This window comes from Chromatiaceae bacterium (assembly GCA_016714645.1).
In the GTDB taxonomy this organism is placed as follows: Bacteria; Pseudomonadota; Gammaproteobacteria; order Chromatiales; family Chromatiaceae; genus M0108.
Genome location: JADKCI010000001.1, coordinates 1,003,607 through 1,028,770, shown reverse-complemented (window position 1 = coordinate 1,028,770; position 25,164 = coordinate 1,003,607). Strand labels below are relative to the sequence as shown.

Here is a 25,164-nt window from a genome sequence, read left to right as displayed (position 1 = left end):
GTATCTACCATGCACCCATCGTTTCTGATTAACCCCTCATCCACAGGTAACCAGCATGCACTCCCTCATCAATACCGAAGTCCAGCCCTTCAACGCCACCGCCTTCCACCAGGGCAAGTTCGTCGCCGTGTCCGCCGACGATCTGCGGGGCAAGTGGTCCGTGGTCTTCTTCTACCCGGCCGATTTCACCTTCGTCTGCCCCACCGAACTGGGCGACCTGGCCGACAACTACGCCGAATTCCAGAAGCTGGGGGTGGAAATCTACTCGGTCTCGACGGACACCCACTTCACCCACAAGGCCTGGCACGACAGCTCCGCGACCATCGGCAAGATCAACTATCCCATGATCGGGGATCCGACCGGGGTCATCACCCGCAACTTTGGGGTCATGATCGAGGAGGTCGGCCTGGCGGAGCGGGGCACCTTCGTCATCGATCCCCAGGGCAAAATTCAGATCATCGAGATCAACGCCGGCGGCATCGGCCGCGACGCCGCCGAGTTGCTGCGCAAGATCAAGGCCGCCCAGTACGTCGCGGCGCATCCGGGTGAAGTCTGCCCCGCCAAGTGGAAGGAAGGCGAAGCCACCCTGGCGCCGTCCCTCGACCTGGTGGGCAAGATTTAAGATTGGAAGTAAGAGCCCCCGCCGCCAGAGCTACCCAGGGATCGCCTTGGCGGCGGGGTGTACTCAACCCGAAAACCGAGTACCAATCACAGGAGTCTTTTTGGCCCCGATCATTGCAACCAGGGCCCTGAAGCTTAGCGCCAAACAGGATCTTGGGGGGGTTAGCAGCGGAAGGTGTGGTTGACCTCGACCCTGGTCAGGGGCTCACCATCCGGATCGAGGATGTGGACCGCGCAACCAATACAGGGATCGAAACTGTGGATCGTCCTGAGGACCTCTAGGGGCCTGTTGAGATCGGCTAGCACCTGCCCCATGAGCGCCTCTTCATAAGGCCCAGGTGTTCCGCCAACATCACGCGGACCAGCATTCCATTGGCTGGCAACCACGCATTCATATTTTTCGATCATGCTGGTGGCCGGGTCAATCTTGATCCAGTGTCCGAGTGCACCGCGCGGTGCCTCGGTAAACCCGAATCCAACCGGGTTAGTCGGCCAAGCGACGGGGTTTTCGAGCCGCTTGAAGGTTTCGGGATTCCAATAGGGGCCTGTCCTGTTGTTGTAATAGAGCTGATACCAACCCGCATAGGCCTGGGTCCCGGCAGTCGTATCCGCGGGTCTGCCCGCCATCTGGTCGGCGACAATCTTGGTCTCCAGCATCCGGCTGAAGATTCTACCCAAGGTCGAATTCAGTTGGTTAAAGGCCAGCCCCAGTCCGCCCTTGGCTGCGGGATTCGTCCAGAATCTCTGCACATAACTGCGGACCAATTTGTCAGTTGGCTGTGCCTTAGTGGTACCGCCACGGGCATGCATGATCAGGACATGGGCCAAGGGGCCCACTTCCATGGGTTCATCCTGGTAGCGGGGCGACTTGATCCAGGAATATTTCTGGGTTTCATCCAACATGTACTTGGATGTCCCATCGGGGTTGAGTCCCTGATCGGGCTTGGGACCTGTGTAATTGAGACTCGTGACGCTGACCGCTGGATGCTCGCCTACATTCGAACCCCTATACCAGGCATGAGCGACATTCTCGGTCACCTGATCCTGGTGGAAGGGTACCAGCGTATTGATGGCATTCGCCCAGATGACTCCCTGAGGAAAGACATATCTATTGGGATAATCAATTGCGCCATCCGCGAACTCCTTTTTGACCCGTGTGGGGTCGGGAAACTCACCGAAGGACAAAAAGTTGCCGACCGTTGCGCCAAAATTGGCCCATTCCGGGTACTTTTTAGCCAGCAAGATGACATCCGGGAGATAGACCTGATCAACGAAGGCCTTCATCTTGGTGACCACAGTTTTGACGGTCGCAAATCCCGCGGCATTAAGGGAGGTGCCACCAGCATCTTCGTTGATGGCCCCTTGATTGTCGCTTAGGGTACAGGCCATGCCGCCCACCACCAGGTTAGGGTGAGGGTCCTTGCCACCAAATATCGCATGCAGTTTGACGACTTCACGGGCCCAGCCCAGCGCTTCCAGATAGTGGGACACCAGGAGCAGATTCTCTTCGGGGCGTAATTTATAGGCGGGGTGCCCCCAATAGCCATTCGCAAACAGACCAAGCTGCCCCCTATTTACCAACCCATTGAGTTTATTAATTATACCTTGAAAATAAGCGGCATCTGGTAGCTTGTTTTTATTGGGTTTATAGCTAGGATAATTAAGTTTGGCAAAAGCCCCGGTTTTGACGGGGTCACCCTTGAGCGCACTCACTACATCCACCCAGTCGAGGGCATGAAGATGATAAAAGTGCATGACATGATCATGCACATACTGGGCGCCAATCATCATATTGCGGATGTAGTCGGCATTTTTCGACACCTTGATGCCAATGGCATTTTCCACGGCGCGCACCGATGTCAAACCATGCACCACGGTACATACGCCGCAGATGCGTTGGGTAAAGGCCCAGGCATCCCGTGGGTCACGGCCCTTGAGGATAGCTTCGACCCCCCTGACCATGGTGCTGGCGCTGAGCCCGGGGTTAGTGATGGTACCGCCGCCCTTGCCATCGGGAACGGCATGGGCCTGAATTCGCAAATGACCCTCAATACGGGTCACGGGATCAATAACGATGGTTTTTGTGGTAGCCATGGGCATTCTCCAGTCTTTCAATCTAGGCAATGTCGAAGGCGAAGTCAGGGCCTGACGGCGAAGGCCAACCCTTTGGGGTAAGCGAGTTCGGCGTCAGTAGCGTTCGCGGTTGGCGGCCAATCTGGCCATCAATCGTCATCGTGACAGTTACTACAAGGCTGGCTACCGCCATGGCCATCGTAGGGTTCATCGTCATCGCCATCGCCATCGTCATCATCGTGACAGTTGCTACAAGGCTGGCTACCGCCATGGGCATCGTAGGGTTCATCGGCAATCGGGACATAGAAGCCCTTTTGATTATTCAGGTTCAAGCGATCCCAGAAATCGGGCTCCGAGCAACCGATACACCCATGACCCGCCATGATGGGATTGCTGGTGCCCTGGTTCCAACGAATAGTCGAACAGGCATTGTAAGTGACTGGGCCCTTACAGCCGATCCAGTATAGGCAGCCGCCCTTACGTGACGCATTGTCATCGAAAGCCTGTACATAAGGTCCATCCTCGAAGCATTCCTCGCGGTAGCAGTCTTCATGGACGGTTTCGCCATAGAAGACCTTGGGCCGACGCAGCTTGTCGAGCTCGGGCATACCGCTCGCCAGATAATAGAGAATGGTGCCCGTAATCACCTCGGGAATCGGGGGACATCCTGAGATGTTGATCAGGGGTTTGGAGATCTTAAGTTGTGTCATGAGGGTACCAATCGATACCGCGCCGGTCGGATTGGGATCGGCCTTAGGCAAGCCGCCAAAACTCGCGCAGGTGCCCACCGCGATGATCAAACCGGCCTTTTTGGCGGCATCCCGGAAGCGGGCAACCCCGCTCCTTTCGCCACTAACGAAATAGCCGCTGTCCCATTGGGAGGGAATAGAGCCATCCACGATCAGCACATAGCCCGTCTTGCTGGTGAGCGTCTTGAGCAGCCCCTCCGCCTGGGCGCCCGCCGCCGCCATCAGGGTTTCCTGGTAATCCAGCGAAATCAGATTGAGAATCAGATTATTGATGGTGGTGCCGCCGTTGAAGGCAAAGGAGTTCACCAGGGACTCCAGGCAACCCGTGCATTCCTGAAAGGACATGTAAACAACCGATGGCTTGGCCGGCGATAGCGCTGCCTGGGCCAACCTCGGTACCATGGCTTGTGGCAAAGCCATCAGCGAGGCCAGCCCCGCACAATAGGACATGAATCTTCGGCGACTGATCCCAAGCTCTTGCAGCGCGGTCACGGTGGCATCGTCCAGTACCATATCCGTGGTCAAGCGTGACCCGTCCTTGGACGGGTTAAATTCACTACCCAAATCCGCACCCATGATGGTTTCCCCTCATCGTTCAGTCAGAAAATGTGTGGCGGACGCCCGCCTAGATACCTTAATGATTTAGGATGACCTAGCTCAGGAGTAGGCTTCTTTTAGTGCGAGATTGCCACCGCTTGTTCAAGCCGTTTCAAGCCGGCATGCATATCCGAGACATGAGATGCCAATATTCCCGGAATCCTCGATACTTCAATCAGCTCGGTAACGATTCCACCCTGTTCGTTATGGTGGGTCAGCCACCAAACCCCGGCGTATTGGGTTTCCCTGATCTCGACATTTACCTCTGCTTCGATCAAGGCGGTTACTTCTCCATTGGAGAGAATATCCTTGATATGCTTGTAGGTAGCCGCATTCATCCTTGGCATTAACCGCATATCGACGACACCCGATTCTCCCGACTCAAGGAAACGTATAAGCAATTCCTTTAGTTGATTCAGAATCTTACTGACCATGGCTTGATTGATAGCCTGACCCTGGTTACGCCCAAGACGCACTGGGATTTCGCCCGTCTGATTCATAAGATCTCCACCTGATAACCACGCATGAATCACCTGTAAAGCCAGACAACGGTGTCTGGTTCACCCCTCCCGGCAGCCCCAAAATATCTTGCCCGAGGGCTTTGGTGGTGCCGAGACGACGCCTAAACGATATGAGGGATTTTTTCCACCCACCCACGGGGCGGCTGCAGCCCCCCTGAACACCCCATTATTTTCACTGGGGCAAAAAATGACTTGACAAGGGGGTCGCGACAGGCTCGAATTATATGTTGTAAAACAGTAAGATACGGAAAAAATCCTGTTCGATCGTCTCAAGAACCTCATGCATCGTCTCACTGACCATACCGTCCTGGCCGACCTCCTCCATCCCGTCACGCGGGCCATTGCGCGGGTGCGCCATGCGGCGGCGGGCCGCAGCCTGACTATGGCGGATTTCATCGCCCTGGGGGTTCTCCGGCAAGTGCAGGGGATGCCGAACCTGCGCGAACAGGTGCAAACCTTGCTCCATCTGGACCCAGAGACCGCGGCGCCGGGGCCACTGGCCCGCTCGACCTGGTCCGCTGCCCTGGCGGCACCGACCCGGCAGGTGGTCTTACGCGACGTGGTGCCGGCCTTGGTCAAGCAGGCCAACGCGGTGCTGCCCGATCGGCTGGCCGGCATACCGGGTCTGGGAGATCGCCCGGTGCGGGCCATCGATGGTACCTGCCAGGCCGAAAGCGCCCATTTCCGGCGTTGCACGCCCCAACAGGGTTGCGATGATAATCCCAAGGGCCATGCCCTGCTGAGCAGCAGTTCTCATTTTGGCAGTAGCCCGTTAAGGTGTTCAGAGCATCGCTACCGGAAGCCCCCTAATGAGGGTCCCCTTTGGCCCCTTTGTTCTGACCTTGGACGACCTCACTCAGCGACTGCGCTGAACCTTCGAGGGCTTCACCGACCGGCGCTGGGGGCAAGAACACCCGGTACACGCGGGTCGATGCGGGGCTGAGCGCCTGCGCGGTGTTCTTCAGGCCAAGCCCCCCGTTCTTGGGGTAGCCCTGGTTCTTGAGCCAGGTGAGGTTGGCCTCGGTGGCGATGCCGGCATCGAGCACCACCGTCGGGGCCACGGCAGCGGGGGCGAGGGCGAGGCGCTCCAGCATCTGCTTACACCAAACCCAGTCGCCAGCGCTTGACGAAGAAGACGGTATCTACGGGCTCCTTCCCGGCTGCCCCCTGCGGGCGCGAGGCACCGAATCGGTGATGCCCCATCCTCACACAAATCCTCCCCCTCCCAGGAGAGGCGACTTCTATCCTGACGCCTGGGGTCCTTCCAGCGCCGAATGGAATGGTGTCTTCCGTGACGCCCAGTTCGATTGCCAGCGCCGCCACCGACAAGGGTAAAGTTGGATGTACGCCCGACGGACCGGTGTGGTCGTGGCATTTTTGTGCAGGCGGATGTTCATGCCGATTCGCCCCGGAGTTCGTCCATCAGGCCGCGCATGACGTCACGGCTGACAAACAATGCACAACGTTTCGGGTCTATGCAATCGTCCGGTACTCCACAGCTAAAGACAAAACCCAGGGATATATTCACCTATGGAAATTCAATCTTTATGGAGCTGCGTCGAAGACAACCCCAACTCGCAAACCCCTTCCCCCCGTGTCGTTCTCCAGGCCATCGCCCAATTCCAGACAGGCACCATGCTGCTCGGCGATGCGCGCAACGATGGAGAGGCCGAGCCCGCTCCCTTCAATTTCCTGCCCCACCAGCCTATGGAAGCGCTCCCAGGCCCGACCCCGCTGGGCATTGGGTATGCCAGGGCCATTGTCACTGACGCCAAGGTGGGCCTTGCCCGCGGCCATCACCAGGGTGATCAGGACCTGCCCCCCGGCCGGGCTGTAGCGCAAGGCGTTGTCCACCAGATTGCGCAGCAGGATGCGCAACAGGTCGGCATTACCCCTGACCCAGGCCTCCGCCCCGGCATCCAGTTCGAGTTGTATCCCCTTGGCCAGAGCGGCGCCGGCCTGGTCGGCGCAGACCTCGGCGGCCAATTCATCCAGGCGAACGGCGCACTGGGTGATTCCCAGGTTGGGATCAAGGCGAGCGAGGGTCAGGAGTTGTTCAACCAGGTGGCTGGCGCGTTTGGTCCCCGCCGCGATTTGGGCCAGGGCATGATCGCGTTCGGCACTGTCCCGGGCCCGCGCGGCGACGCTGGCCTGCACCCCGAGGGCGGCCAGGGGGGTGCGCAGTTCATGAGCGGCATCGGCAGTGAAGCGACGCTCGCTTTCCAGAGCCTGGTCAACGCGAGCGAGCAGGCCGTTGAGGGCCCCGAGCAGGGGGCGGATCTCCGTGGGCGCCGTAGAGGGTGTCAAGGGCCCCAGGTGCTGGGGTTCGCGCCGTCCAACCTGGTCGGCGATGGCATCGATGGGGGCCAGGGCGCGGCGGGTGGCAAACCAGATCCAGGCCGCCAGCAGGGGCAGACCGAGGAGGGCGGAGACGAGCAGGCGGCTGGCGATGTTGCCAGCCAATTCCTGGCGCACCTCGTGATTCTCGCCCACCACCGCCCGCAAACTCCGCTCCGCGTCCCATTGGTTGTAATAACGCCAGCGCGCCTGGTCGGCGCCGATGGCCTCGGAAAAGCCATCCTCCTGGGTCAGGGGCTCCGTGGGGGCATGCCGCGACCTCAAGAGCAGGTAGCCATCCCGGGTCCAAAGTTGGAATACGATTTTTTTCTGGTACTTATGAACATCGGCGGGCAGACGGGCGATGTCGTCGTCATCGTCATATTCGCTGGCCAGGGCCAGGAGCATCTGGCCAACCTGGACCAGGTTAGCGTCGAAGATCTCATCAATCTCGTGGTGGGCGTCATGGTAGGACAGGGCCAGGGACGCGACCCAGCCCAGGGTAACGCCCCCGAGCAGGAGCGCCAGGAGGCGCCGGCGCAGGGAGAACCAACGGGTGGTGGACGTAGCCTTCTCCTGGGTCATGGCTTGGGTATCAGGTAGCCGATACCGCGCAGGGTGCGGATCCGCTCGACGCCGAGCTTGCGGCGCAGGTGATGCACATGAACCTCGATGGCGTTGCTGCCCGGCTCGTCCTGCCAGCCGTACACGGCGCCTTCGAGTTGGGCGCGGGTCATGGCCCGGCCCGCGTTTTCCGCCAGCGCCAGCAGAAGCGCGAACTCCCGTCCCGACAACTCCACCGGGACCTCCTCCAGGCGCGCCACCCGGGCCGCCGGGTCGATTTCCAGGTCGCCGAGGCGCAACAGGGGCGCGGCATGACCGGCCGAGCGCCGGGCCAGGGCCCGCACGCGGGCCGCCACCTCGTCGAGATCGAAGGGTTTGACCAGGTAGTCGTCGGCACCGGCATCCAGGGCCTGGACCTTGTCATGGGTGGCATCGCGCGCGGTCAGGATCAGCACCGGCAGGGCCTGGCCCCGCCCCCGCAACCGCCGCAGGACCTCCATGCCCGCCAGGCGTGGCAGGCCCAGATCCAGCACCAGGAGATCAAACTCCTCGGTCTTGAGGGCCAGATCCGCCGCCTCGCCGTCCCGCACCCAATCCACCGCATGACCTGCCTGACGCAGGCCGATGCTGAGGCCATCGCCCAGGGGAGGATCATCTTCAACCAGGAGGATGCGCATGGGGATTCCTGACCAAGCGGACTAAAGGGTGAACCACCAGGCGCAAGCGGCAACCCAGGCCAGCAGCATGAGTACCGCGAGCGGCTGGGCATTGGCAATGGCCTCGCCGGGACGGCCGAGCTTATGGCCGCTGAACATGGCCCACGTCAGATTTTCACCATGCGTCAGACTACTCACCAAGACGCCAGCGACATGGAACAAGGCGACCCCCAGCATGGCCGAGGCCAGCAGCTCATGAACCTCTCCCAGCCCCTCCCAGGCCTCCCCCTGATAGGCGACCCAGCCGGTAATCCCCGTCAGGAGCCCCAGCCCCAGTAAGGCGAGGATGGCCCAGCCAGCAGCGGCATTGTGACCCGCATACGCCGGTTCCTGACTCCCAGAGTGACGGCCCAGCAGGCTGGTAACATAGCCCCATACCGCTTGCCGCCCGCGCACGAAGCTTGAAAAGCGGGCATGGTAGCTGCCAATCAGGCCCCACAGCACGCGAAACAGCAGGATACCCACCAAGGCCCCACCCAAGGCGGCATGGACCAGGCGCAACTCCTCGCTGTCGCCCGTTAGCCAGGCCAGGGCGAAGAGCACCACCAGCAGCCAATGGCCGACCCGCACCGGCCAGTCCCAGACCAGGATCCGTTGACGGTCAATCATCTTCCTTCTCCTCCCAGCGGCGGCCATCGGGCATGACGATTTCCCGCTCGCGGTAGCTGCCCGCGGCGGCGCGCGTATGGCAGGCGGCGCAGTTGGCGGGGCTCTTGACCTTGGGGTCTGGCCAGACCTTGGCCGGTACCTCGTGATGCTTGCGCTTGAACCAGGGCGTGGCGGTCAGGCGCGGCGGCTCACCCTTCGCCAGGGGCGCCCCGCTGACTTTATCGCCACCGGCGTTCCGGACCAGGAAGGTCTCGATGGCCTGGCGAGTCTTGTCGTCGAGGTCGGCATTGTCGCCATAATGGTTGTCAAGCTGGGTCATGACCTGACGCCAGCCCCTGGCATCGAGCAGGGCGGGGGGGAAAGCCAGATGACAGGCGCCGCATTCCGCCTCAAAGGCGGGTGGGGCGTTGGCGGGGATCACCAGCTTGTCCGCCCGAGCGGCCAAGGGCAGTAGCAGGCAGGCGGCGACCAGATAAGGGGTCTTCATTTCAGCGTCCTCCGGTCAGAAAGGCCACGAAATCGGCCTTTTCGGCGGCCGTGCAGTCCCGACCGACCACCTCCTTACAGTTGCGACCAAACCATTTATCCGCCTTGGCCAGGTCGGTGAACCGCTCCGGATTGGCGGAGGGAGCCAGGGGCTTGATGGGTTTGTCGGTGACGACATGGCGACCTGCCTTGGCGGGGTCATCCGTGTGGCAACTCGTACAGGTAGGCATCTTGGCGGAAACCCCGAACTTGCGTGCATAAAAGGCGGCTCCCCGTTGGGCCGAGGGGGTGAAGCCCGCCTGTTGGCTCCTGGCCTCGGCACTGTAGCCCTTGATCAGGTCGGCGGGGGTGGCGGCCTGGACACTCGCCATGAAGGGGGCCACTAACAGGGCCAGGATCGGAAAAGGGGCGGTTCTCATGTTGGGAATCTCCGTGGCGTGGATCAGTGGGGCAAAGTTTGCCAGGTCAACCTTAAGGCGGGCTTATCGTGATCGCGGTTCTCGGTCTCCCGGGCCGGGTGACGGCGGGCGGGGGACGCCGTGAATACATCCCTGTAGGCTTGGCGACAGCATCCCTGCTGTCGACACCCCCGCCCGCCGCCACCCGGCCCTCCTGCTCAGGACCAAGGCGTCTGCGGCTCTGGGTAGCTTCATAGGCAGGACAGAAATTTGGCGGGGGCTCTCCCCCGGTGTTATCATTTTTCCCATTGGTAACACGGGTGCGGCGCCTCCAGGGTCCCGGCGACCGCCCTGATCCCTGTAGTGAGGAAAGATGCACATCCCGGAAGGCATGCTCAATCCCCGTCATTGGCCTGGCGGGCCTGGTCTCGATCCCGACGGTCGCCTACGCCGTCGCCTGGGTCCGCCGGCGCCTGGACGACCGTAAGGTGGTCCTGATGGCGGTCTTGGGCGCCCTTATTTTCGCCCTGCAAATGCTCAACTTCCCTATCCAGGCGGGTACCTCCGGTCACTTCGCCAGGGGCGCCCTCGCCGGCCTGGTCGGACTAACCATCGTGGGCGCCCTCCTCGTTGCCGTCGTCATCCGCCGGCGCCGACAGGCCGGACCGCAACCTGGACTGACAACGACGGAGTGAAAAATTGGAAGAACTGGTACGTTTCAGCATCACCATGGAGGCGGACCTGCTCGCACGCTTCGACGACCTGGTCGCCCGGCGCGGCACCAAGGCCAACCGTTCCGAGGCGGTCCGCGACCTGGTCCGGGAGGCCCTGGTCGAACAGGCGGTCGCGGACCCGGATGCCGAGATCGCGGGCACCATCACCATGGTGTTCGACCATCACGAGTCCGATCTCTCGGACAAACTGAACGCTATCCAGCACCAATACATCCACGAGATCGTGTCCACGGTGCATGTCCACCTGGACGCCCGCTATTGTCTCGAGGTCATCGTGCTGCGCGGCGCCAACGCCAGGATCCGGGCCATTGCCCACACCCTGCTCGGCACCAAGGGGGTGAAACATGGCAAGCTGGTGACCACCACCACTGGGGATGGCGAGACGACGGTCGCCGGCCAGGCGCGCGACCAGGGCCATTCACATAGCCATGCCCATACCTCCAGCCATACCTCCAGCTTCACTCATTCGCACAGCCACTCGCATAGCCCCGGCCAGGGCAAGGCCTAGGATGCAGGGCACCAGGCCGACAGGGCCAGCCAACAGTTTTACGGCCCAGGTCGCCGTGAGTTTTGACCAGCCCCACATCGCCCTTGAGGTGGAGAAACACCACCAGAACAGGGCGCTGGTCGATGCCCCCGTAATGAAGGAAAATGGGTTCATCAGGGTAAAGGCAAGGTACCGCGGGCCACTTACATGAATATCGATCAGTTGCAACAACGGATCCGGCTCGGTGAAGACTCCACCCTAGAGTTGAAAAAACTGCTGGTGCGCGACGATGGAAAAACCATCGAGCCCCATCCCGACGGGCTATCGGATGAGCTGGCGGCGCTGGCGAATGCCAAGGGTGGGCTCTTGATTCTGGGCGTCGATGACAAGAGCCGCGAGATCAGTGGCATTGCCACGGCGCAGCTTGATCGAGTGGAGGCTTGGCTGACGGCCATTTGTAACGACCGCGTCAAACCACCCCTGGATGTGGTGACACGCCATCTTGAGCTACCCGACGCGCAAGGGGTGTTGCAAGCGGTAATCCTGGTGGAGGTGCCGCAAAGCCTCTGGGTGCATCAAAGTGCGCATGGCTATTTTCGCCGGGTAGGTCACGCCAAACGCGAATTGCCGCCTGACGCCCTGGCGCGGCTGTTTCAGCAACGCAGTCAGACCCGGATCATTCGCTTCGAGGAGCAGGAGGTACCGGATTGCCATTTTGACGATCTGGACGGGTTACTGCTCCGGCGATTCATTAAGGCCGACCAGGGCGATGCCGTGACCCAGCTTGGGCGACTGCATCTCGTGAGCCTGCGCGACGACGAGCCGATTCCCACCGTGGCCGGGGTGCTGCTGTGCAGCCTTAATCCGGCGCGCTGGTTGCGCAATAGCGAAATCATCGCGGTCGCCCATGCGGGCGTTCGTCTCGATCCCAACGACCAGATCGATGCATTGGACATTCAGGGGCCACTGGATCGACAGATTATTGATGCCTTCCATTTTGTGCGCCGCAACATGCAAACGGCGGCCCGTAAGCAATTTGGACGGGTCGATTACCCGCAATATCACCTGGACGCCGTCTTCGAAGCCATCGTCAATGCGGTGGCGCATCGGGATTATTCCCTGTATTCCCAGAGGATTCGGTTATTTATGTTTGCCGACCGGCTGGAGATTCATTCGCCCGGGGCCTTGCCCAATACCCTGTCTCTGGAATCGATGAGCAAATTATCGGTGTCGCGCAACGACATTCTGGCGAGCCTCTTTTCTCGCTATTACCCGGTCGATGATCCTACCTTGGGCAAGAGTTATCTGATGGATCGCCGAGGGTTTGGGGTGGAGATGATTTTGCGCGAAAGCGAGAAACTGTCGGGGAAACAACCCCTGTACGAAGCCATCGGCGATCTGGAGTTGTGTTTGACCCTCTATGCGCAGGAACCGCCTGGGGCTCAATCCGCCTGTGGCACGTAAATCATTCGATGACGGCGCTGGCCAGGCGCTGGCGCGTGGCCGGCGTGGGTGGGCCAAATATCTCGGTCACCAGTCAGCCGTGTCCCGATCTTCTTGGGCTAGCAGGGCAGCGCCCCCGTCCCCCCATAAACAAAATTTTTGATGACAATTCTCAATTTTGTGCTTGGATAGCAGGCAGAGGGCGCCGGTAAGAGCGCCCCAGTCATCGGACTCCAAAATAATAAGATCCCCCGGCTCTGTACAGGCAGGTACCCGTGTCACGGGTAACGCCGTATCGCTACTCGGGGTTTGACGCCACCAAGAGGAGCAAGCGACGGATGAATGGCAAAGAAAACTCGGGCTACCCCGCGCGGGGCCTGTTACAACGCCTGAACGGCTGGCGGCTGGAGCGGCGTACGGTACGGAACTGGGAACGGGAGCGGGCCCTGTCCCGCGCCGAGGCGATCGAGGAGGTCGTGTCGGGGACCGAGCCCAAGCTGCGCGCCCTGAGCGGTTACGACCGGGAACTGGGGCCAGCGGTGGAGCGCACCCTCGGCTACATCGCCGACCTGATCGACCGCTTGCCGCCCCCCGTCGAACTGAGCCGCGCGGCCTGGCAGCGGGATCCCCATATCAACGCCTTCTTTGCCTCGGCCGCCGACTTGCCGGCCTTCCTGGGGCGCGCCCGGGTCCTCCAGGATTTTTTCAAGCGTCAGCCAGGGGTAACCCAGGCCTTTGCCATCATGACCTCGACCCGCGAGGAGAAGCAGGTTTACGGCATCAGCCTCCAGGAAGACCGGGTGCGGCGGGATGTGGCCCAGACCAGTATCGGCTTTGTCGACCCCCTCATCCTGGGCCCAGCGGCGACGGAGGCGGAGTTGAGCGAGGAGGCCAAGCGCTGCGCCCTGCAACTCTTCATCGGCCTGGCGCGGGAACAACTGGCAACCTGCCAGGGCCACCGCGAGGGCCTGGAGCGGGAGCGCCAAATCCGGGAGGTCCGGTTACGCAGCCTGCGCGCCCAAAGCAAGGAGCTGGTGGAGAACCCCGATCTCCAAGCCAAGATCGCGGCCGTGGAACTGGCCCTGGCGGAGACGGCAAACGCCCTGGCGGCGCTGGGTGGTCCCCGGCTCCGCCTGGAGGACATGCTGGAACAGGTCCGCGACGCCTTCGCGACGCCCGAGGACCAGTTGCGGCTGGCGCCGGCGGCGTTGCGGGTGGACCGGCTGGGCATCAAGCAGGAGGCTTACACGACGGCGCCAGCCCATGAGCTGTCCCTGCTGGAATGCACTACCCCCTCCAGCCGGCGCGTCATCACCCTGATCCGCTGCCCGCGCGCCGAGATGCCAGCCCTGGACCAGACCATCGCGCGGCTGGACAGCTTCCTGGCCCCCCAACTCGGGATGCGGGCGGCCTGAGGCCGAGGGTTCTGGATCGGCATGGCGGGCGGCTTGCCCTTAGAATAGGGACGAGACACATTCAGGACTCATGGACAATCAGATGAAACCAAGCCCCTCCCTGACGCCTGCCCGCCTCGGGTGTCCCCTGGCCCTGCTGCTGTTGGCGGCGGGGACTGCTCTTACCAGCCCCGGCCTGCTGGCCAAGGATCATGATGACCGAGACCATGACGAACATCATCATAAGGCTTCGGCATCGGCTCAATGGGTCGAGGACCTGCGCCAGGGCCGCATCCGCCTGGAAGGCGACGACGCCGCCGTGGATATGCTGATCCTCGGCCGCAATATCCCTATTCCCTACGACTACATCGCCACCCTGATGCGCACCCCGAATGCCTTCGGCCAAGGCGCCGCCTGCATCATCTGCCATTCCTCCAGCGATCCCGCCAAGAGCTATCGCGGCCTGAACCTCTCGACCTGCGAGGGGATCAAGGCCGGCTCGACCGAGCCGCCGGTGCGTCCCATCTTCGCCCCAGGCCAACCCGCCAAGAAGAGCATCCTCGGCCGACGCATGCGTAACAACCGTATGCCGCTCGGGGTGCATTTCAGCGCCAAGCCCAATGATCGGAACATCACCACCGTCTTCAACTGGATCCAGGCCGGCGCCAAGAAGGACGAGCATTTCAAAAAGGAGGTCCAGCCGCTATTCAAGACCGATAACGCCTTCGCCGCCGACACCCCCTCCTGTACCACCTGCCACATGTCTAACCAGGAGCCGCCCAGTTTTCACGAACTCGACCTGACCAGCCATGAGGGCATCATGCTGGGTGCCGATTCCGTGGCCAAGGGCGTGGATAAGGCCACCCCGGTCGTCATCCCGGGCCAGCCGCTGGAGAGCGGCCTCTACCAGCATCTGGTGGAGGACCGCATGCCCCCGGGCATTCCCCCGACCGCGGATCGCGATCATCCCAACACCCTCATCCTGCTGCGCTGGATCGAGCAGGGGGCGAGTTGCAGCTAACCCGGCGCCGCTGGCTGCAAGGGCTCGGCCTGGGGTTAGTCGGCGCCCCCCTCCTCGCGCGGGCCGACCGCCCCGGGATACCGCCCGCGGGCGAGGCGCGACTTCCGCGACGCTGGGCAACTGGCAATCAACATCTGGCACCGGCGGCCTTGATCGGGGGTCGTATCCTCTTCGCGGGTGAAGAGACCCTGGGGCTGTTGGATCCCAGCGCCGCGACGCCGCTCTGGGTCCGACCCCACCAACTCCCGGAGGGGGCCGTCTTCCGCCCCCGGGCCGCGGCGGGCATCGCTATCTGCGCGGGCCGGCGCGAGGTCGGGGCCTGGGATTTGGAGACGGGCGAGCCCCTCTGGCGCCGCGCCGCCCTCCGTCAACTGGGCGTACCCTGCCTGGCGGGCGATACCCTCTGCCTGGGCGATGGCCACGAACTGCTGGCCCTCGACCTGGCCAGCGGCGACCCGCGTTGGCGCTTCGCCGCCATCGCCGATACCCAGATCAGCTATGCCCCGGTCGCCACGGACGACACCGTCCTGATCGGGCCCGGCGATGGGCGCCTCTACGCCCTGGACCGGACGAACGGCCAGCCCCGCTGGGTCCTGAATCGCAGCGAGGATTGGCAATACCTGCGTCAACTCCAGATCGCGGGCCATATCCTGGTCGCGGGCGGCTACACCGAGAAACTCTACGGTATCGATCTGACCAGCGGCACCCTCCTCTGGACCTTCGGCGCCGGCAACTTCATCAATTCCCACCATGTCGCCGGCGACACGGCCTTCCTCTGGTCTCCCACGGGCTGGCTGTACGCCATCGACATTCATTCCGGCGAGGTGCGCTGGCGCCATCAGACCACGGGCTATCGGGGTGGCCCCCATGACTGGGCGTCCCTGATGGCGGAATTGACCAGCCAGGACGGGCGACTTTATGCCCTTGATCTCGCCCATGTCCTACATATTCTGGATCAAAGCCAGGGTGAGGAAATCGCCCGCTACCGCCTGCCCGCGCCCGCCCGGCCCTTTGTGCTGCCGCTAACGACCCAGGAGGTGGTAGTGGGCGGCCATGACGGGGACCTGTGGCTCCTGGCCATGGGCGATATCCCCGGGCCGGAGGTGCAAACGCCAGGCTCTGGAGTGACCGGGCGCCAGCCCCTCCCGGACAATCTGAACTAGACTAAGAATTAACAAACCACACAAGCGGAGAGCCCGGACGTGATCCTGATTAAACACAAGGTAACTGGCGCGATACTGGCGGAACTGGGGGGAACCAGCCTGGCGGGAGAGGACCTGCGGGATATGGACCTGGCGGGGGCCGACCTGAGCGGTCAGGATCTGAACGGCGCCAATCTGGAATATAGCGATCTCACCGGGGCCGACTTGAGCGGGGCCCAGCTCCAGGGCGCCAACCTGGTGGCCGCCCATCTGGCGGGGGCCAGCCTGCGGGGTGCCGACCTGCGCCGTGCCCGGCTGGGTGCCGATAGCCCCTCGCGCTCGGCCGAGCTGAGCCGCGCGGACCTGTCCGAAGCCCGGTTGGAGGGGGCGGATCTCCGCCGGGTAGCGGCCCACGACGCCAATCTCCGCGAGGCGACGCTGGATGGCGCCGATCTGCGTGGCGCCGATTTCCTGGGTGCCGACCTGACGCGGATCAAGGCCCGCAAAACCCTCTTCATCCAGGCGAACCTGCGCGAGGTCAATCTGGAGGGCGCGGATCTGCGCGACAGCCACCTCAATGATGCCAACCTGGCCAAGGCCAATCTCCGCGGGGCCGACCTCTCCAGCCGCTACGGGGACGGCTTCAGCGTCATTAACCTGGCCAATCTGGAGGGCGCGGACCTGAGCGGCGCCGATCTCCGCAATATCTCGGCCCAGGACACCAACCTGCGTAACGCCAACCTGACCGGCGTCAATTTCACCAGCGCCGTACTGGGCGGGTCCATCCTCCACCGTGCCAATGTCACCGACGCCGACTTTTCCGCCGTGGAACTGGCCAGCGTCACCATGGAATTCGCCAACTTTTCCAAGGCCCGCAACGCCGCCATCCCACCCTACAAGAAAAACCTGCGCTAAGGGGGCGCCCTACCAGGGAATAGGGAGGGGATAGGAATTCCAACGTCGCGCCCGTAGGCAGTGGTGGCCAGGCGCGGCGGCGGGATCAGGGCGGCAAGGTGGTCGCTGAACGCCAGCAGGGGGTGAGTCAATCAGCTCCGTCCGCCAACCTCCGCTCCAGCTGCTCATAATCCCCCAGGTGCGCACGCATCAGCATTTTCCACAGCTTGCCGTGGTTCGGCACGGCGAAGTGGAGCAGTTCGTGGACGATGACGTAATCACCGAGCGGCTTGTCCATGCCGATCAATTCATCGTTGAAGCTCAAGGTGCCCGCCGTGGAGCAGGAGGCCCATTTGTGGCGCATGGGACGGATGTAGATGGCGCGCGCTTTCACGTCGAACTTGGTGGCCCATTCAAGCACGCGGGCTTTGAACTCCTCCCTGTCGCGCCAGCGCTTCACCCCTTGTACATCCTTCGCAGCAGCGTGAACAGCGCATCCACGGTGGCAGTCACCTTGTTCAGGTCATCCTCTTCGGAGAAAATCGCGAAGGTTACCTGCTTGCGCGCTTCCCGCATCTCCGCCTCGCCCGTCTTCCAGTTCGGGTGCTTCTCGAAGGCTTCCCGCACCTTCCCGGCCACCTTCTCGGCGTTCGGGATACCCTCGTCGGTGAACGTGGACATCATGAAATAGGTCAGGCTGTCCAGTCCTTTGGCCGCCTGCTCCTTCTTGCGTTCTTCGTTCTTCGCGATTGCGGCAAACAATTCCTCCAGCGCCTTCTCGGTGCTGTCTTGCCGGGCCTCGAAGGCCTCCTGCACGGCTTTCGCCCGGTCCGCCATGGTGAGCAGGAAGGGATCGTCGCTCCTTTCCTCGGCTTCTTTCTGGATGGCCTTGATCAGGTTGATCACTTTCGTGGCCTTGCCTTCGTCCCTGAGCTTGATGGTCTCAATCGTGCTGCGGTCGATCACCACATATTCAGCCGCGGGATCGGCCATGGATGCCCCGATGTGCTTCTGCACCAGCGCGTTGGTCTTCTTTTGGAAGTCCCGGTCCACATAGACTCGCCGCCTGTAGGCGTTGCGAACCACCTGATAGATGGCGCTCAGCGTCGCATAGTCGTCGATGAACGGCCGCAGAAACGCATCCGGCGAGATGATCTCGTAGAGCATCTCCAGCTCTTTGTACTCCTTGAAGAACTCCTTTCGCCGCTCCGGGTTGCGAAAGTGCTCGATGAGGGTGTCGACGTCCTTGTCGTTGAAGTTGCGCTCGATCAGGCCGAGATATTCCGGGGCCTTGGTCTCCATCTTGTTCTTGAACAGCACCTTCAGGAGCTTAAGATCCTTGACGATGGCGTTGATCTCGTCGCTGTCGAAGGCGAGGGCCTTTTCAAGCTTGTCGAAGATGCCGACGAAATCGAGGACGAAGCCGTGAGGCTTCACCATCTCCTGCGCCTCGTTCTCATAGGGGCGGTTCACCCGGGCGATGGCCTGCAGCAGGGTGTGGTCGCGCATCGGCTTGTCGAGATACATGGCGTAGAGCACGGGCGCGTCGAAGCCGGTGAGCAGTTTCTCGGTGACGATGAGAATCTTCGGCTGCTGATCGAGCTTGCCGAAGCTCTTGCGGATCTGCCGCTCCTTCTTGGGGTCGAGGTGGAATTCCTTCAGCAGGGCCGAGTCGTTGTTGTTGCCGGTGTAAACAACCTCGGAATACTCGGGCGGCAGGAACTGATCGAGTGCGTGCTTGTAGTGGGCGCAGGCCTCGCGGTCCACGCCGACAAGGAAGGCCTTGTAACCGAGCGGCTCGACGTTCTCGCGGTAGTGGTCGGCGACGAACTTCGCCACCTTTTGGATGCGCTCCTTGCCCTTGAGGAAGTTCTTCAGGTTCACCGCCCGTTCGAGGATCTTGTTCAGCTCCTCGATATCGGCCACGCCTTCGGCTTCGGCCAGCGACAGGAACTCCTTGTCCAGCGTCTCGTGCGGCACGAGCATTTCATTGGGGGCAAGCTGGTAGTAGAGCGGCAGCGTGGTGCCGTCCTCGATGCTGTCGGCGATGGAATACTTGTGCAGATAGCCCTGGTCGTCCTCGCAGCCGAAGGTCTTGAAGGTGCCCTTGCCATACGCCGTCTTGTCCACCGGCGTGCCGGTAAAGCCGAGGAAGGTCGCGTTCGGCAGGCCAGCCATCAGGAAGTTGCCGAGGTCGCCGCCGGTGGTGCGGTGGGCTTCGTCGATGAGAACGTAGATGTTCTTCCGCGTGTTCAGGTCCGCCGGCATGTCGCGGAACTTGTGGATCATCGTCACGATGATGCCCCGGTAGTCGTCGCGCAGGAGCTGGTTGAGCCGGGCGATGCTGCTGGCGTGTTCCAGATTGCCCAGGCCGAGCGCGGCGAGGTTCTTGAGCATCTGGTCTTCCAGCTCGTTGCGGTCGATCATCAGCAGCACGGTGGGCTTGTCCGCCCCGGGGGCGCGAAACAACCGCTCGGCCGCCTTGATCATGGTGAAGGTCTTGCCGCTGCCCTGGGTGTGCCAGACGAGGCCGCGCGTGCGCCCGGGATCGAGGGCGCGGCTGACGGCAGCATCCACCGCGCCGGTCTGGTGCTGGCGCAGGATGTATTTGTTCAGCTCCTCGTCCTTCTCGGCAAAGACGATGTAGTCCTTCAGGAAGGCGAGCACCTGCGGGATGGCGCAGAAGCTCTTCACCTTGGCCTCCAGCTTGCCGACCTCCTCATCCTTCCAGTTGAAGATGTTCCGCCGCACCGTGTTCCAGCTCACCCCGTAGGAAAAGCCGATGGCGTCGGTGGCGGTAAACAACTGCTGCGACACGAACAGCTCGGGCGTCTCGCGGTGGTAACGGCGGATCTGGTCCACCCCCAGGGCAATCGCCTCGTCCTTGTTGGCGTTCTTGCACTCGATCACCAGCACCGGGATACCGTTGATGAGAAAGACGATATCCACCCGCGTGCCGTAGTGGCCATTGTGAAAGGCCCACTCCTCGGTGACCTCGTAGACGTTCCTCGCCGGGTCGTCGTAATCGATCAGGATCAGGTCGCGCTCACGCTTCTCCTCGTGGTCGAAGAACTTGCCCCGGTTGCGCAGGTGTTCGACGAATTCGCGGTTGCCGTAGATGTCGGTGTGCAGATGGCGAAACTGCCCGAGCAAGGCGCCCTCGGCCTCGGCGTAGCGCGGGTTGAATTCCCGCAGCTTGGCGTCAAGCAGGTCGTCGAAGAACAGGGATAAGCCCTTGCCGTCCGAAAAGCACTTAACCGCAGATTTCGCAGATTTACGCAGATGAACTATTTGAGGTTCTGCATCTGCGCCCATCTGCGCCATCTGCGGTTCAAACCCGCGCCGCCGCTCGGCTTCCTCGCGGGACACAATCGTCCAGCCGATGGCCTCGGCGTAGGCGAGGATTCGGGCTTGGACGGTTTTGTGCTCTCCGGGTGTGGGCATAGCCTACTTGTCTTGATGATATGGAATCAAAGGTGGGTGCGGATTTGTCTTCGGATCCTTTCCTCGCTCATTTGGCTGCATTTGGCGGGAGGAAAACGCACGTGAATATTGGCCGGGCGGTGCAAAAAGCTCTTTGTCGACCACCACAAATTGGGTGTCCGCTAGTTCAGTCTGAGACAGGTCGTAAAGCATATTTATGAAGCCCTCAAACTGGTCTCGATTCTGCCGCTCACTCGTGTTTTTCATCGGCGAGTCGATGATCAAAATAGACGGGAGAAGCGCGCCAATTTCCGACGCAAGACGATGCACGGCAACCGCGAAACAACACTTGAACAAGGTCTTCTTTCCGCCGCTACCAAGGTTACTGAAAGAGGTGACGGCTAAATCTCCACTACCAGCTGAAGTCACCTCTGGCAAAAAATGAGGAGACTTCATTTCCACACAGTCATCAGTGTAGAACCCAGATAACTTCGCACGCAACAGACAGTCGAGAAACAGAGTCTTGAGACGACTCAGATTCTGAGTGTCCCTTTCCGCCTTCTCTCTTGCTTCCTTGAGTGCTGATCTCGTGCTGCGTTCTTCCACAATCAGCCGTTCAACTTTTTCGTTCAATTCGCCGATTCTTTGGACCAAAATCGCTATTCTGGACAAGTCCGACAGTTGCTGCCGAATCGCAGCCCTTTGTTTCTCCGATTCAAGAGCAGCTGAAAGATAGGCAGAATCGTAATCCCGAGCGACACGATTTAACTCGCTATCAACAGAAGATTTTCGTTCCCGAATTTCCCTAATCACCCGATCGCTTTTCCGTAGAGCTGTTTCGTGCCGTCGGATTAAGTCATTTAGCTCCGTGACACGTGCATCCATATCCTTTTCAGCGCTAGCTTCGTCTAGACTTCCGGTCGGATCTTTTGAATGAATCTGCCCGCAGACCGGACACTCATCGCTTGCTCTCGGGGGAAGATCCCTGCCGCATTGGGGGCAATCTTCAAAACAGACTCCACTGAGAACCTCCCGCGCAGATTGGCACCGCCGAAAACGAGTGGAAAGCGAAAGTAGTTCGTTTCGATGAGACCGGTCTCTACCCAAAACTTCTCTTAGTTCGCGAGATGCTTGTTCAATTGCAGATGCCTCCTCGGCAAGGGCTCGGGCCTGAGATTGGAGGCCCTCCATTGCATGTGGCTTAGTAGAACCGACATCCGCGCGTATCGATACAATCGAGCTCTCCACGTCAGAAAGCTTTCGCTCAAGACTCTGTCGAATTCCGGCAAGCTCCACTTCTGTCGCTATGTCTGCTTCGCTGAGGGCTTCTTTGATCGCTTGTGCTCCTGCTTCGCACTTCAATCTCTCTGAGTGTTGAACCTCGAGTTTCACCTCAAGCTCAGAGACTTGTTCTTGATAGAACCCGACAAGAAAACGAAGAACATCGCGACTTTTTAGTCTTTTGTGCGGATGTGCGTCTGCTTCCAGATGAAAGAAGCTACTGTCCATTGAATCTTGGTCGAGGTAGCAATACCAGAGGAGATCCCGCAAACTTAGTCTAGCCAGATCAGAATCGTCCTTGATTTTGCTTTTCCTAACCTTCGGAGGCGTTCTGCCCCCCAGTACGTAAATTAAGTCAGAAAGCACCTCGATTCCAGATTGCGGTATTACTTCACCGTCGCCCGAACGAGCCGGAATCATTACTTCAACAGGTTCCCCTTCGTGTATCCAATTGGCTCGAATGAGGTTGGCTCCAGAATCACGCCTTAGGAATAACTCAGTATCCTCAACCGTTAGTGACAAACTTGCAGACACAAACTCAGACTGCAGCGCTGGGGTCATCTCCGCTTCACCGAGGTGCCCGCCGAGGCAAAAATCAACCAATCTCGCGATCGTCGATTTTCCAGCGCCCATCGGGCCGTAGAAATAGTTGAAGTCCGTAAACTCAATCGTCTCTTTGCTCTTCTTGAAGCTAACGTGCAGTTCCTTTATCACAAATTTCATAACTCGATCTCCTCCCCCCACTTCATCGTGGCTATTTCCGGGAAAACTTTGTAGACGAAGTCTTTCAGTTTTGTGGCGTTATAGCTGCCGACTGCAGTCGATATGATCGTGCTTCGAGCTGCCAGATCCTGAAACTCTTCTTTTTGGGCGAGGCTCTCAGCCAGCTCAAGTCCACTGTCGGTCAGAACAACTTTAACGGTGCGCCCTTCAACGTATGTATGCGCCAAACGCTTAGCGACCAAGAGGCCGATCCACCTTCTGTAACGCTCGTCCCAAGGCCCAAATCGAAACCTGATCATCCGAGCCTCAATCGTATTGCGTTCTTCCTCGCTGATGTGCGCAGCAAGATCGCCTTTGTTGAGCGCCTTAAGCACCCGCACGAGACAATTAGGGTAACGCAGCAGGAAGTCGAGTTTAGCTAGCTTCATAATCCCATCGACAGGCTTGTTGCTTCGCTTTCCACAGGCCCTAAGGAGAAGAAGCAATCGAGAGAGATGGAACTCATCCGAATTCTCGATATCTGCCGCGAGATGAATCGTCTTTAAACTCATTGATCGCCCTCCAATTCAAATTTTTCACTCCACCAGACTTGGCAAGCATCGGTAAGCAATCCGGCTACACCTACCAACACTTCGTAAGGTTGATAGTTCACTTTTGAAGGAGCTTCCCTTGCTATCCGCTTTAATCGATCTTGGACATTGATGAGCATCGGGGGTCCTAGCGGGTTGGCTTCAGCGCCAACTCGCAGGCTGGCTTCGGCACACTCCGACAACACGACGTTCTCGACTTGGGAAATCTTCTGTTTTCCATCCGCAGATCTTGAAGCAACCTCCAAAAGAGCATATTCGGCAGTTATGGCTTTCCTGCGCATTGCTTCGAATTGCGCCCATAACCCTCCTCGTTCCATCTTCTTCCTTAGAACACTACGAGTGGCCTCCCCGGGATTCAGATGCAAAGTTGCGAGCTCTTCGGGATATTGAACTCCGAGATCACAGGCTTCTCGAATCGTAAGAATAATATCTTCTGCGAGAATTCTCTTCCCCAGAAGAACTGGATCATCCTCGTCAGATGAATTGATGCCGATACAGTGCCTCATTGGATCCGAGCACTGCACATCGGCGGCTCGCTCCATCAAGCTGACTAGTGAATTCAAAACCCTAGCAAGCGACTTGGGAGTTAATCCTTGGCACTCCTTGATGCTCGGAAGATGGCTTTGGCAAATTTCATCCTCGAAAGCGCTCTCAGTTGGTCCATTGACAAGTTCAACATGTTTCAGAACCAAAAATAGCGCATCTTCGGTGCGGCCAGTCGCCTTCGCTAAAGCCGCGAATCCTTTTGCGGCATCACAGCTTAGCTCTCTTTGGGTGCCAACACTCCTCACGGCTGCGAGGAGCTTCACTGGACTCAGATGTGAACTCTTTTTCGAATCTGAATTGGAATAATCGGCGTTGGAAACAAAATAGAATCGCCTGATTTGCCCAGGGAACTTGATGTTTAAATCGATGAAGCGGGTGACGCTTTTGACGAAAGCTTCATCTGAAATATTCCACGTGCCAGTTTCCGCTTTCCGAGTTTTGACTTGAATCGCATCAAACCTATCGTCATTCCGTTCAGCCAATAAGTCCTCGTGCTGCTCACACCAAATTGCACGGTAAGGGCGATCCTTCTTGATCATCATGACGGAAAGAATAACTCCGTATGCGTGCTGATAACGGAACTTCCTGATGACTTCGTCACCAGGATCAGATTCGTCACGGGAATCGATGGGGCTGCTCATGCGTCGATCTGGAGTTTGGGAACGCGCGTCTTCGCGGTCATCAGTTCGTGGAGGAGGGTGCGGAAGAGGTCTTGGAGCAGTTTCCGTTTTGCTTCGTGCTCTTTGATCTTCTGATCTGTTGTATTCAACCAATCGCCAATTTTAACGCCGGCGGCGTATGGCGGGATCGCCACGGGGAGATTGAGGAGGAGCCCGAGGGTCAGGTATTTAGTTGAACTACCAATCGAGATTGTGCGTAGCCTTTCCAAACTCCGAGAAAGCATTTGGGACAAGAATCGATAAGAAATCCGAGCCGTGTCCTTAACTGTTATGACGTAAGTTCTCTGGTAAGCATTGAACTTCCCCTCGTAGTGTTTCACGGAATAGATTGCCTGCGCATTGTTCCCTGAAAGAAGAATTGCTTCGGTGTCGAAAGCGTAGTGGTCGATCCAAAACGTTTCCTTAGAGCATGTGAAAAATGGATACTCACCATCTTCGACTGCAGCATTCGAATTCAGCTTCCCGGTCGTAAAATTGACGAGTTCACCCAGCGGCACCAACTCCCAGCTCTCGGGGACGAGGCCGATTTCGGTTTGTTTTTGGGGTTCGTTGCGGAGGCCTTCGGTGAAGAGCTTGTGCATGAGGGCCTTTTTCAGCTCGGTGGTGGTCTGAATGATCCGCTCTTGCGCTTCGATCGCCCGCTGCACCGTCGAAAGGATGTGCGCGATCTTCTTCTGCTCGGGGAGTGGGGGGACAAGCACAGGCAACGTTTTGAACGAATTGCGATCAAGCGTCGGAACAGACGCACCGGTCTTGAACCGTGCGAGATTCAGCGAGCCGAGGAGGAAACCGGCGAAGTAGGGATCGTTGCCGTGGAAATCACGGACATACAGGGATGTGTTATGTGGCCAAAAATCTTCCTCGTAGACGGTGACTTTCCCGGCTGAACCACTTCGCCCGACAGTAATACCCGGCGCTTTTGCTATCGCGGTGTCGTGATAGCCAATGACTCCGTTCGATCCGGCGACTGGGACGGTTCCCTCGCGAAATTCTGCTTTGGTTAGGTCTTTGCCACGCTGGAGCGTCGTGAAGTTGTCGAACTCCACCTTTGACCAGCCACTTGGAACGGAATCGCTCATACCCCGATCTTCTCCAGAGTTTTCTTCAAGATCTTGTTTAACAGCAGATTTCGCAG

24 protein-coding genes are annotated in these 25,164 nt (G+C 59.7%); 8 read left to right on the top strand and 16 right to left on the bottom strand.

Going from position 1 to position 25,164, the window contains the following annotated elements; translation table 11 throughout:
* Nucleotides 1-55: 55 nt before the first annotated feature.
* Nucleotides 56-622 (top strand): peroxiredoxin, encoded by a 567-nt coding sequence (gene ahpC / locus IPN92_04760; protein ID MBK8637613.1) that lies wholly within the window; start codon nt 56-58, stop codon nt 620-622.
* Nucleotides 623-783: 161 nt separating this feature from the next.
* Here the strand turns inward: ahpC and IPN92_04755 are convergent, their stop codons facing one another.
* From IPN92_04755 to IPN92_04710, 10 genes are all read right to left on the bottom strand, one after another.
* Nucleotides 784-2,715 carry a nickel-dependent hydrogenase large subunit gene (locus IPN92_04755; protein ID MBK8637612.1) on the bottom strand — a complete coding sequence of 644 codons (1,932 nt, stop codon included), beginning with the start codon at nt 2,713-2,715 and terminating at the stop codon, nt 784-786.
* Between the two features lie 128 nt (nt 2,716-2,843).
* Nucleotides 2,844-3,956 carry a hydrogenase small subunit gene (locus tag IPN92_04750; GenBank protein MBK8637611.1) on the bottom strand — a complete coding sequence of 371 codons (1,113 nt, stop codon included), beginning with the start codon at nt 3,954-3,956 and terminating at the stop codon, nt 2,844-2,846.
* 161 nt (nt 3,957-4,117) lie between these two features.
* Complete coding sequence (locus IPN92_04745) at nt 4,118-4,540, bottom strand: hypothetical protein (GenBank protein ID MBK8637610.1); 423 nt, start codon at nt 4,538-4,540, stop codon at nt 4,118-4,120.
* Nucleotides 4,541-4,781: 241 nt separating this feature from the next.
* The gene (locus tag IPN92_04740) at nt 4,782-5,015 is read right to left on the bottom strand and encodes a hypothetical protein (protein MBK8637609.1); all 234 of its coding nucleotides are present in this window, start codon (nt 5,013-5,015) and stop codon (nt 4,782-4,784) included.
* A 352-nt stretch (nt 5,016-5,367) separates the two neighbouring features.
* Nucleotides 5,368-5,655 carry a hypothetical protein gene (locus IPN92_04735; GenBank protein ID MBK8637608.1) on the bottom strand — a complete coding sequence of 96 codons (288 nt, stop codon included), beginning with the start codon at nt 5,653-5,655 and terminating at the stop codon, nt 5,368-5,370.
* Between the two features lie 451 nt (nt 5,656-6,106).
* Complete coding sequence (locus IPN92_04730; GenBank protein MBK8637607.1) at nt 6,107-7,483, bottom strand: sensor histidine kinase N-terminal domain-containing protein; 1,377 nt, start codon at nt 7,481-7,483, stop codon at nt 6,107-6,109.
* Nucleotides 7,480-8,139, bottom strand: a complete 660-nt coding sequence (locus tag IPN92_04725) for a response regulator (protein ID MBK8637606.1) — start codon at nt 8,137-8,139, stop codon at nt 7,480-7,482. Before IPN92_04725 ends, IPN92_04730 begins: the two co-directional genes overlap by 4 nt.
* Nucleotides 8,140-8,160: 21 nt before the next feature.
* Nucleotides 8,161-8,787 carry a cytochrome b/b6 domain-containing protein gene (locus IPN92_04720; protein MBK8637605.1) on the bottom strand — a complete coding sequence of 209 codons (627 nt, stop codon included), beginning with the start codon at nt 8,785-8,787 and terminating at the stop codon, nt 8,161-8,163.
* Nucleotides 8,780-9,274, bottom strand: a complete 495-nt coding sequence (locus tag IPN92_04715) for a diheme cytochrome c (protein ID MBK8637604.1) — start codon at nt 9,272-9,274, stop codon at nt 8,780-8,782. Before IPN92_04715 ends, IPN92_04720 begins: the two co-directional genes overlap by 8 nt.
* A 1-nt stretch (nt 9,275) precedes the next feature.
* The gene (locus tag IPN92_04710) at nt 9,276-9,692 is read right to left on the bottom strand and encodes a DUF1924 domain-containing protein (GenBank protein ID MBK8637603.1); all 417 of its coding nucleotides are present in this window, start codon (nt 9,690-9,692) and stop codon (nt 9,276-9,278) included.
* A 299-nt stretch (nt 9,693-9,991) separates the two neighbouring features.
* On the opposite strand from IPN92_04710, the gene IPN92_04705 reads away from it, so the two are divergent.
* The 7 genes from IPN92_04705 (at nt 9,992) to IPN92_04675 (ending at nt 16,807) form a co-directional block, all read left to right on the top strand.
* Complete coding sequence (locus tag IPN92_04705) at nt 9,992-10,366, top strand: energy-coupling factor ABC transporter permease (GenBank protein ID MBK8637602.1); 375 nt, start codon at nt 9,992-9,994, stop codon at nt 10,364-10,366.
* 4 nt (nt 10,367-10,370) lie between these two features.
* Nucleotides 10,371-10,913 (top strand): nickel-responsive transcriptional regulator NikR, encoded by a 543-nt coding sequence (nikR, locus tag IPN92_04700; GenBank protein MBK8637601.1) that lies wholly within the window; start codon nt 10,371-10,373, stop codon nt 10,911-10,913.
* A 186-nt stretch (nt 10,914-11,099) separates the two neighbouring features.
* Nucleotides 11,100-12,356: a putative DNA binding domain-containing protein gene (locus tag IPN92_04695; GenBank protein ID MBK8637600.1), complete on the top strand. Its 1,257-nt coding sequence runs from the start codon at nt 11,100-11,102 to the stop codon at nt 12,354-12,356.
* A gap of 317 nt (nt 12,357-12,673) precedes the next feature.
* On the top strand, nt 12,674-13,750 hold the full coding sequence (locus IPN92_04690) for a hypothetical protein (GenBank protein ID MBK8637599.1): 1,077 nt from the start codon (nt 12,674-12,676) through the stop codon (nt 13,748-13,750).
* A gap of 175 nt (nt 13,751-13,925) precedes the next feature.
* Entirely contained in the window at nt 13,926-14,750 is an 825-nt protein-coding gene (locus IPN92_04685; protein ID MBK8637598.1) for a hypothetical protein, read from the top strand.
* Nucleotides 14,741-15,913: a PQQ-like beta-propeller repeat protein gene (locus IPN92_04680; protein MBK8637597.1), complete on the top strand. Its 1,173-nt coding sequence runs from the start codon at nt 14,741-14,743 to the stop codon at nt 15,911-15,913. Before IPN92_04685 ends, IPN92_04680 begins: the two co-directional genes overlap by 10 nt.
* A 39-nt stretch (nt 15,914-15,952) precedes the next feature.
* Nucleotides 15,953-16,807 (top strand): pentapeptide repeat-containing protein, encoded by an 855-nt coding sequence (locus IPN92_04675; protein ID MBK8637596.1) that lies wholly within the window; start codon nt 15,953-15,955, stop codon nt 16,805-16,807.
* 127 nt (nt 16,808-16,934) lie between these two features.
* On the opposite strand, the gene IPN92_04670 is transcribed toward IPN92_04675, so the two are convergent.
* Genes IPN92_04670 through IPN92_04645 form a run of 6 tightly spaced genes read right to left on the bottom strand, consistent with a single transcriptional unit; the run spans nt 16,935 to nt 25,108 of the window.
* Complete coding sequence (locus IPN92_04670) at nt 16,935-17,246, bottom strand: M48 family metallopeptidase (protein MBK8637595.1); 312 nt, start codon at nt 17,244-17,246, stop codon at nt 16,935-16,937.
* Nucleotides 17,243-20,230, bottom strand: coding sequence for an HsdR family type I site-specific deoxyribonuclease (locus IPN92_04665; GenBank protein ID MBK8637594.1), 2,988 nt, complete (start codon nt 20,228-20,230; stop codon nt 17,243-17,245). Before IPN92_04665 ends, IPN92_04670 begins: the two co-directional genes overlap by 4 nt.
* A gap of 3 nt (nt 20,231-20,233) precedes the next feature.
* Complete coding sequence (locus IPN92_04660) at nt 20,234-22,213, bottom strand: hypothetical protein (GenBank protein ID MBK8637593.1); 1,980 nt, start codon at nt 22,211-22,213, stop codon at nt 20,234-20,236.
* Complete coding sequence (locus tag IPN92_04655) at nt 22,210-22,764, bottom strand: hypothetical protein (protein ID MBK8637592.1); 555 nt, start codon at nt 22,762-22,764, stop codon at nt 22,210-22,212. Before IPN92_04655 ends, IPN92_04660 begins: the two co-directional genes overlap by 4 nt.
* Entirely contained in the window at nt 22,761-23,990 is a 1,230-nt protein-coding gene (locus IPN92_04650; protein ID MBK8637591.1) for a DUF4297 domain-containing protein, read from the bottom strand. The genes IPN92_04655 and IPN92_04650 overlap by 4 nt, the downstream gene beginning before the upstream one ends.
* Nucleotides 23,987-25,108 (bottom strand): restriction endonuclease subunit S, encoded by a 1,122-nt coding sequence (locus tag IPN92_04645; protein MBK8637590.1) that lies wholly within the window; start codon nt 25,106-25,108, stop codon nt 23,987-23,989. The genes IPN92_04650 and IPN92_04645 overlap by 4 nt, the downstream gene beginning before the upstream one ends.
* Between the last annotated feature and the right edge of the window lie 56 nt (nt 25,109-25,164).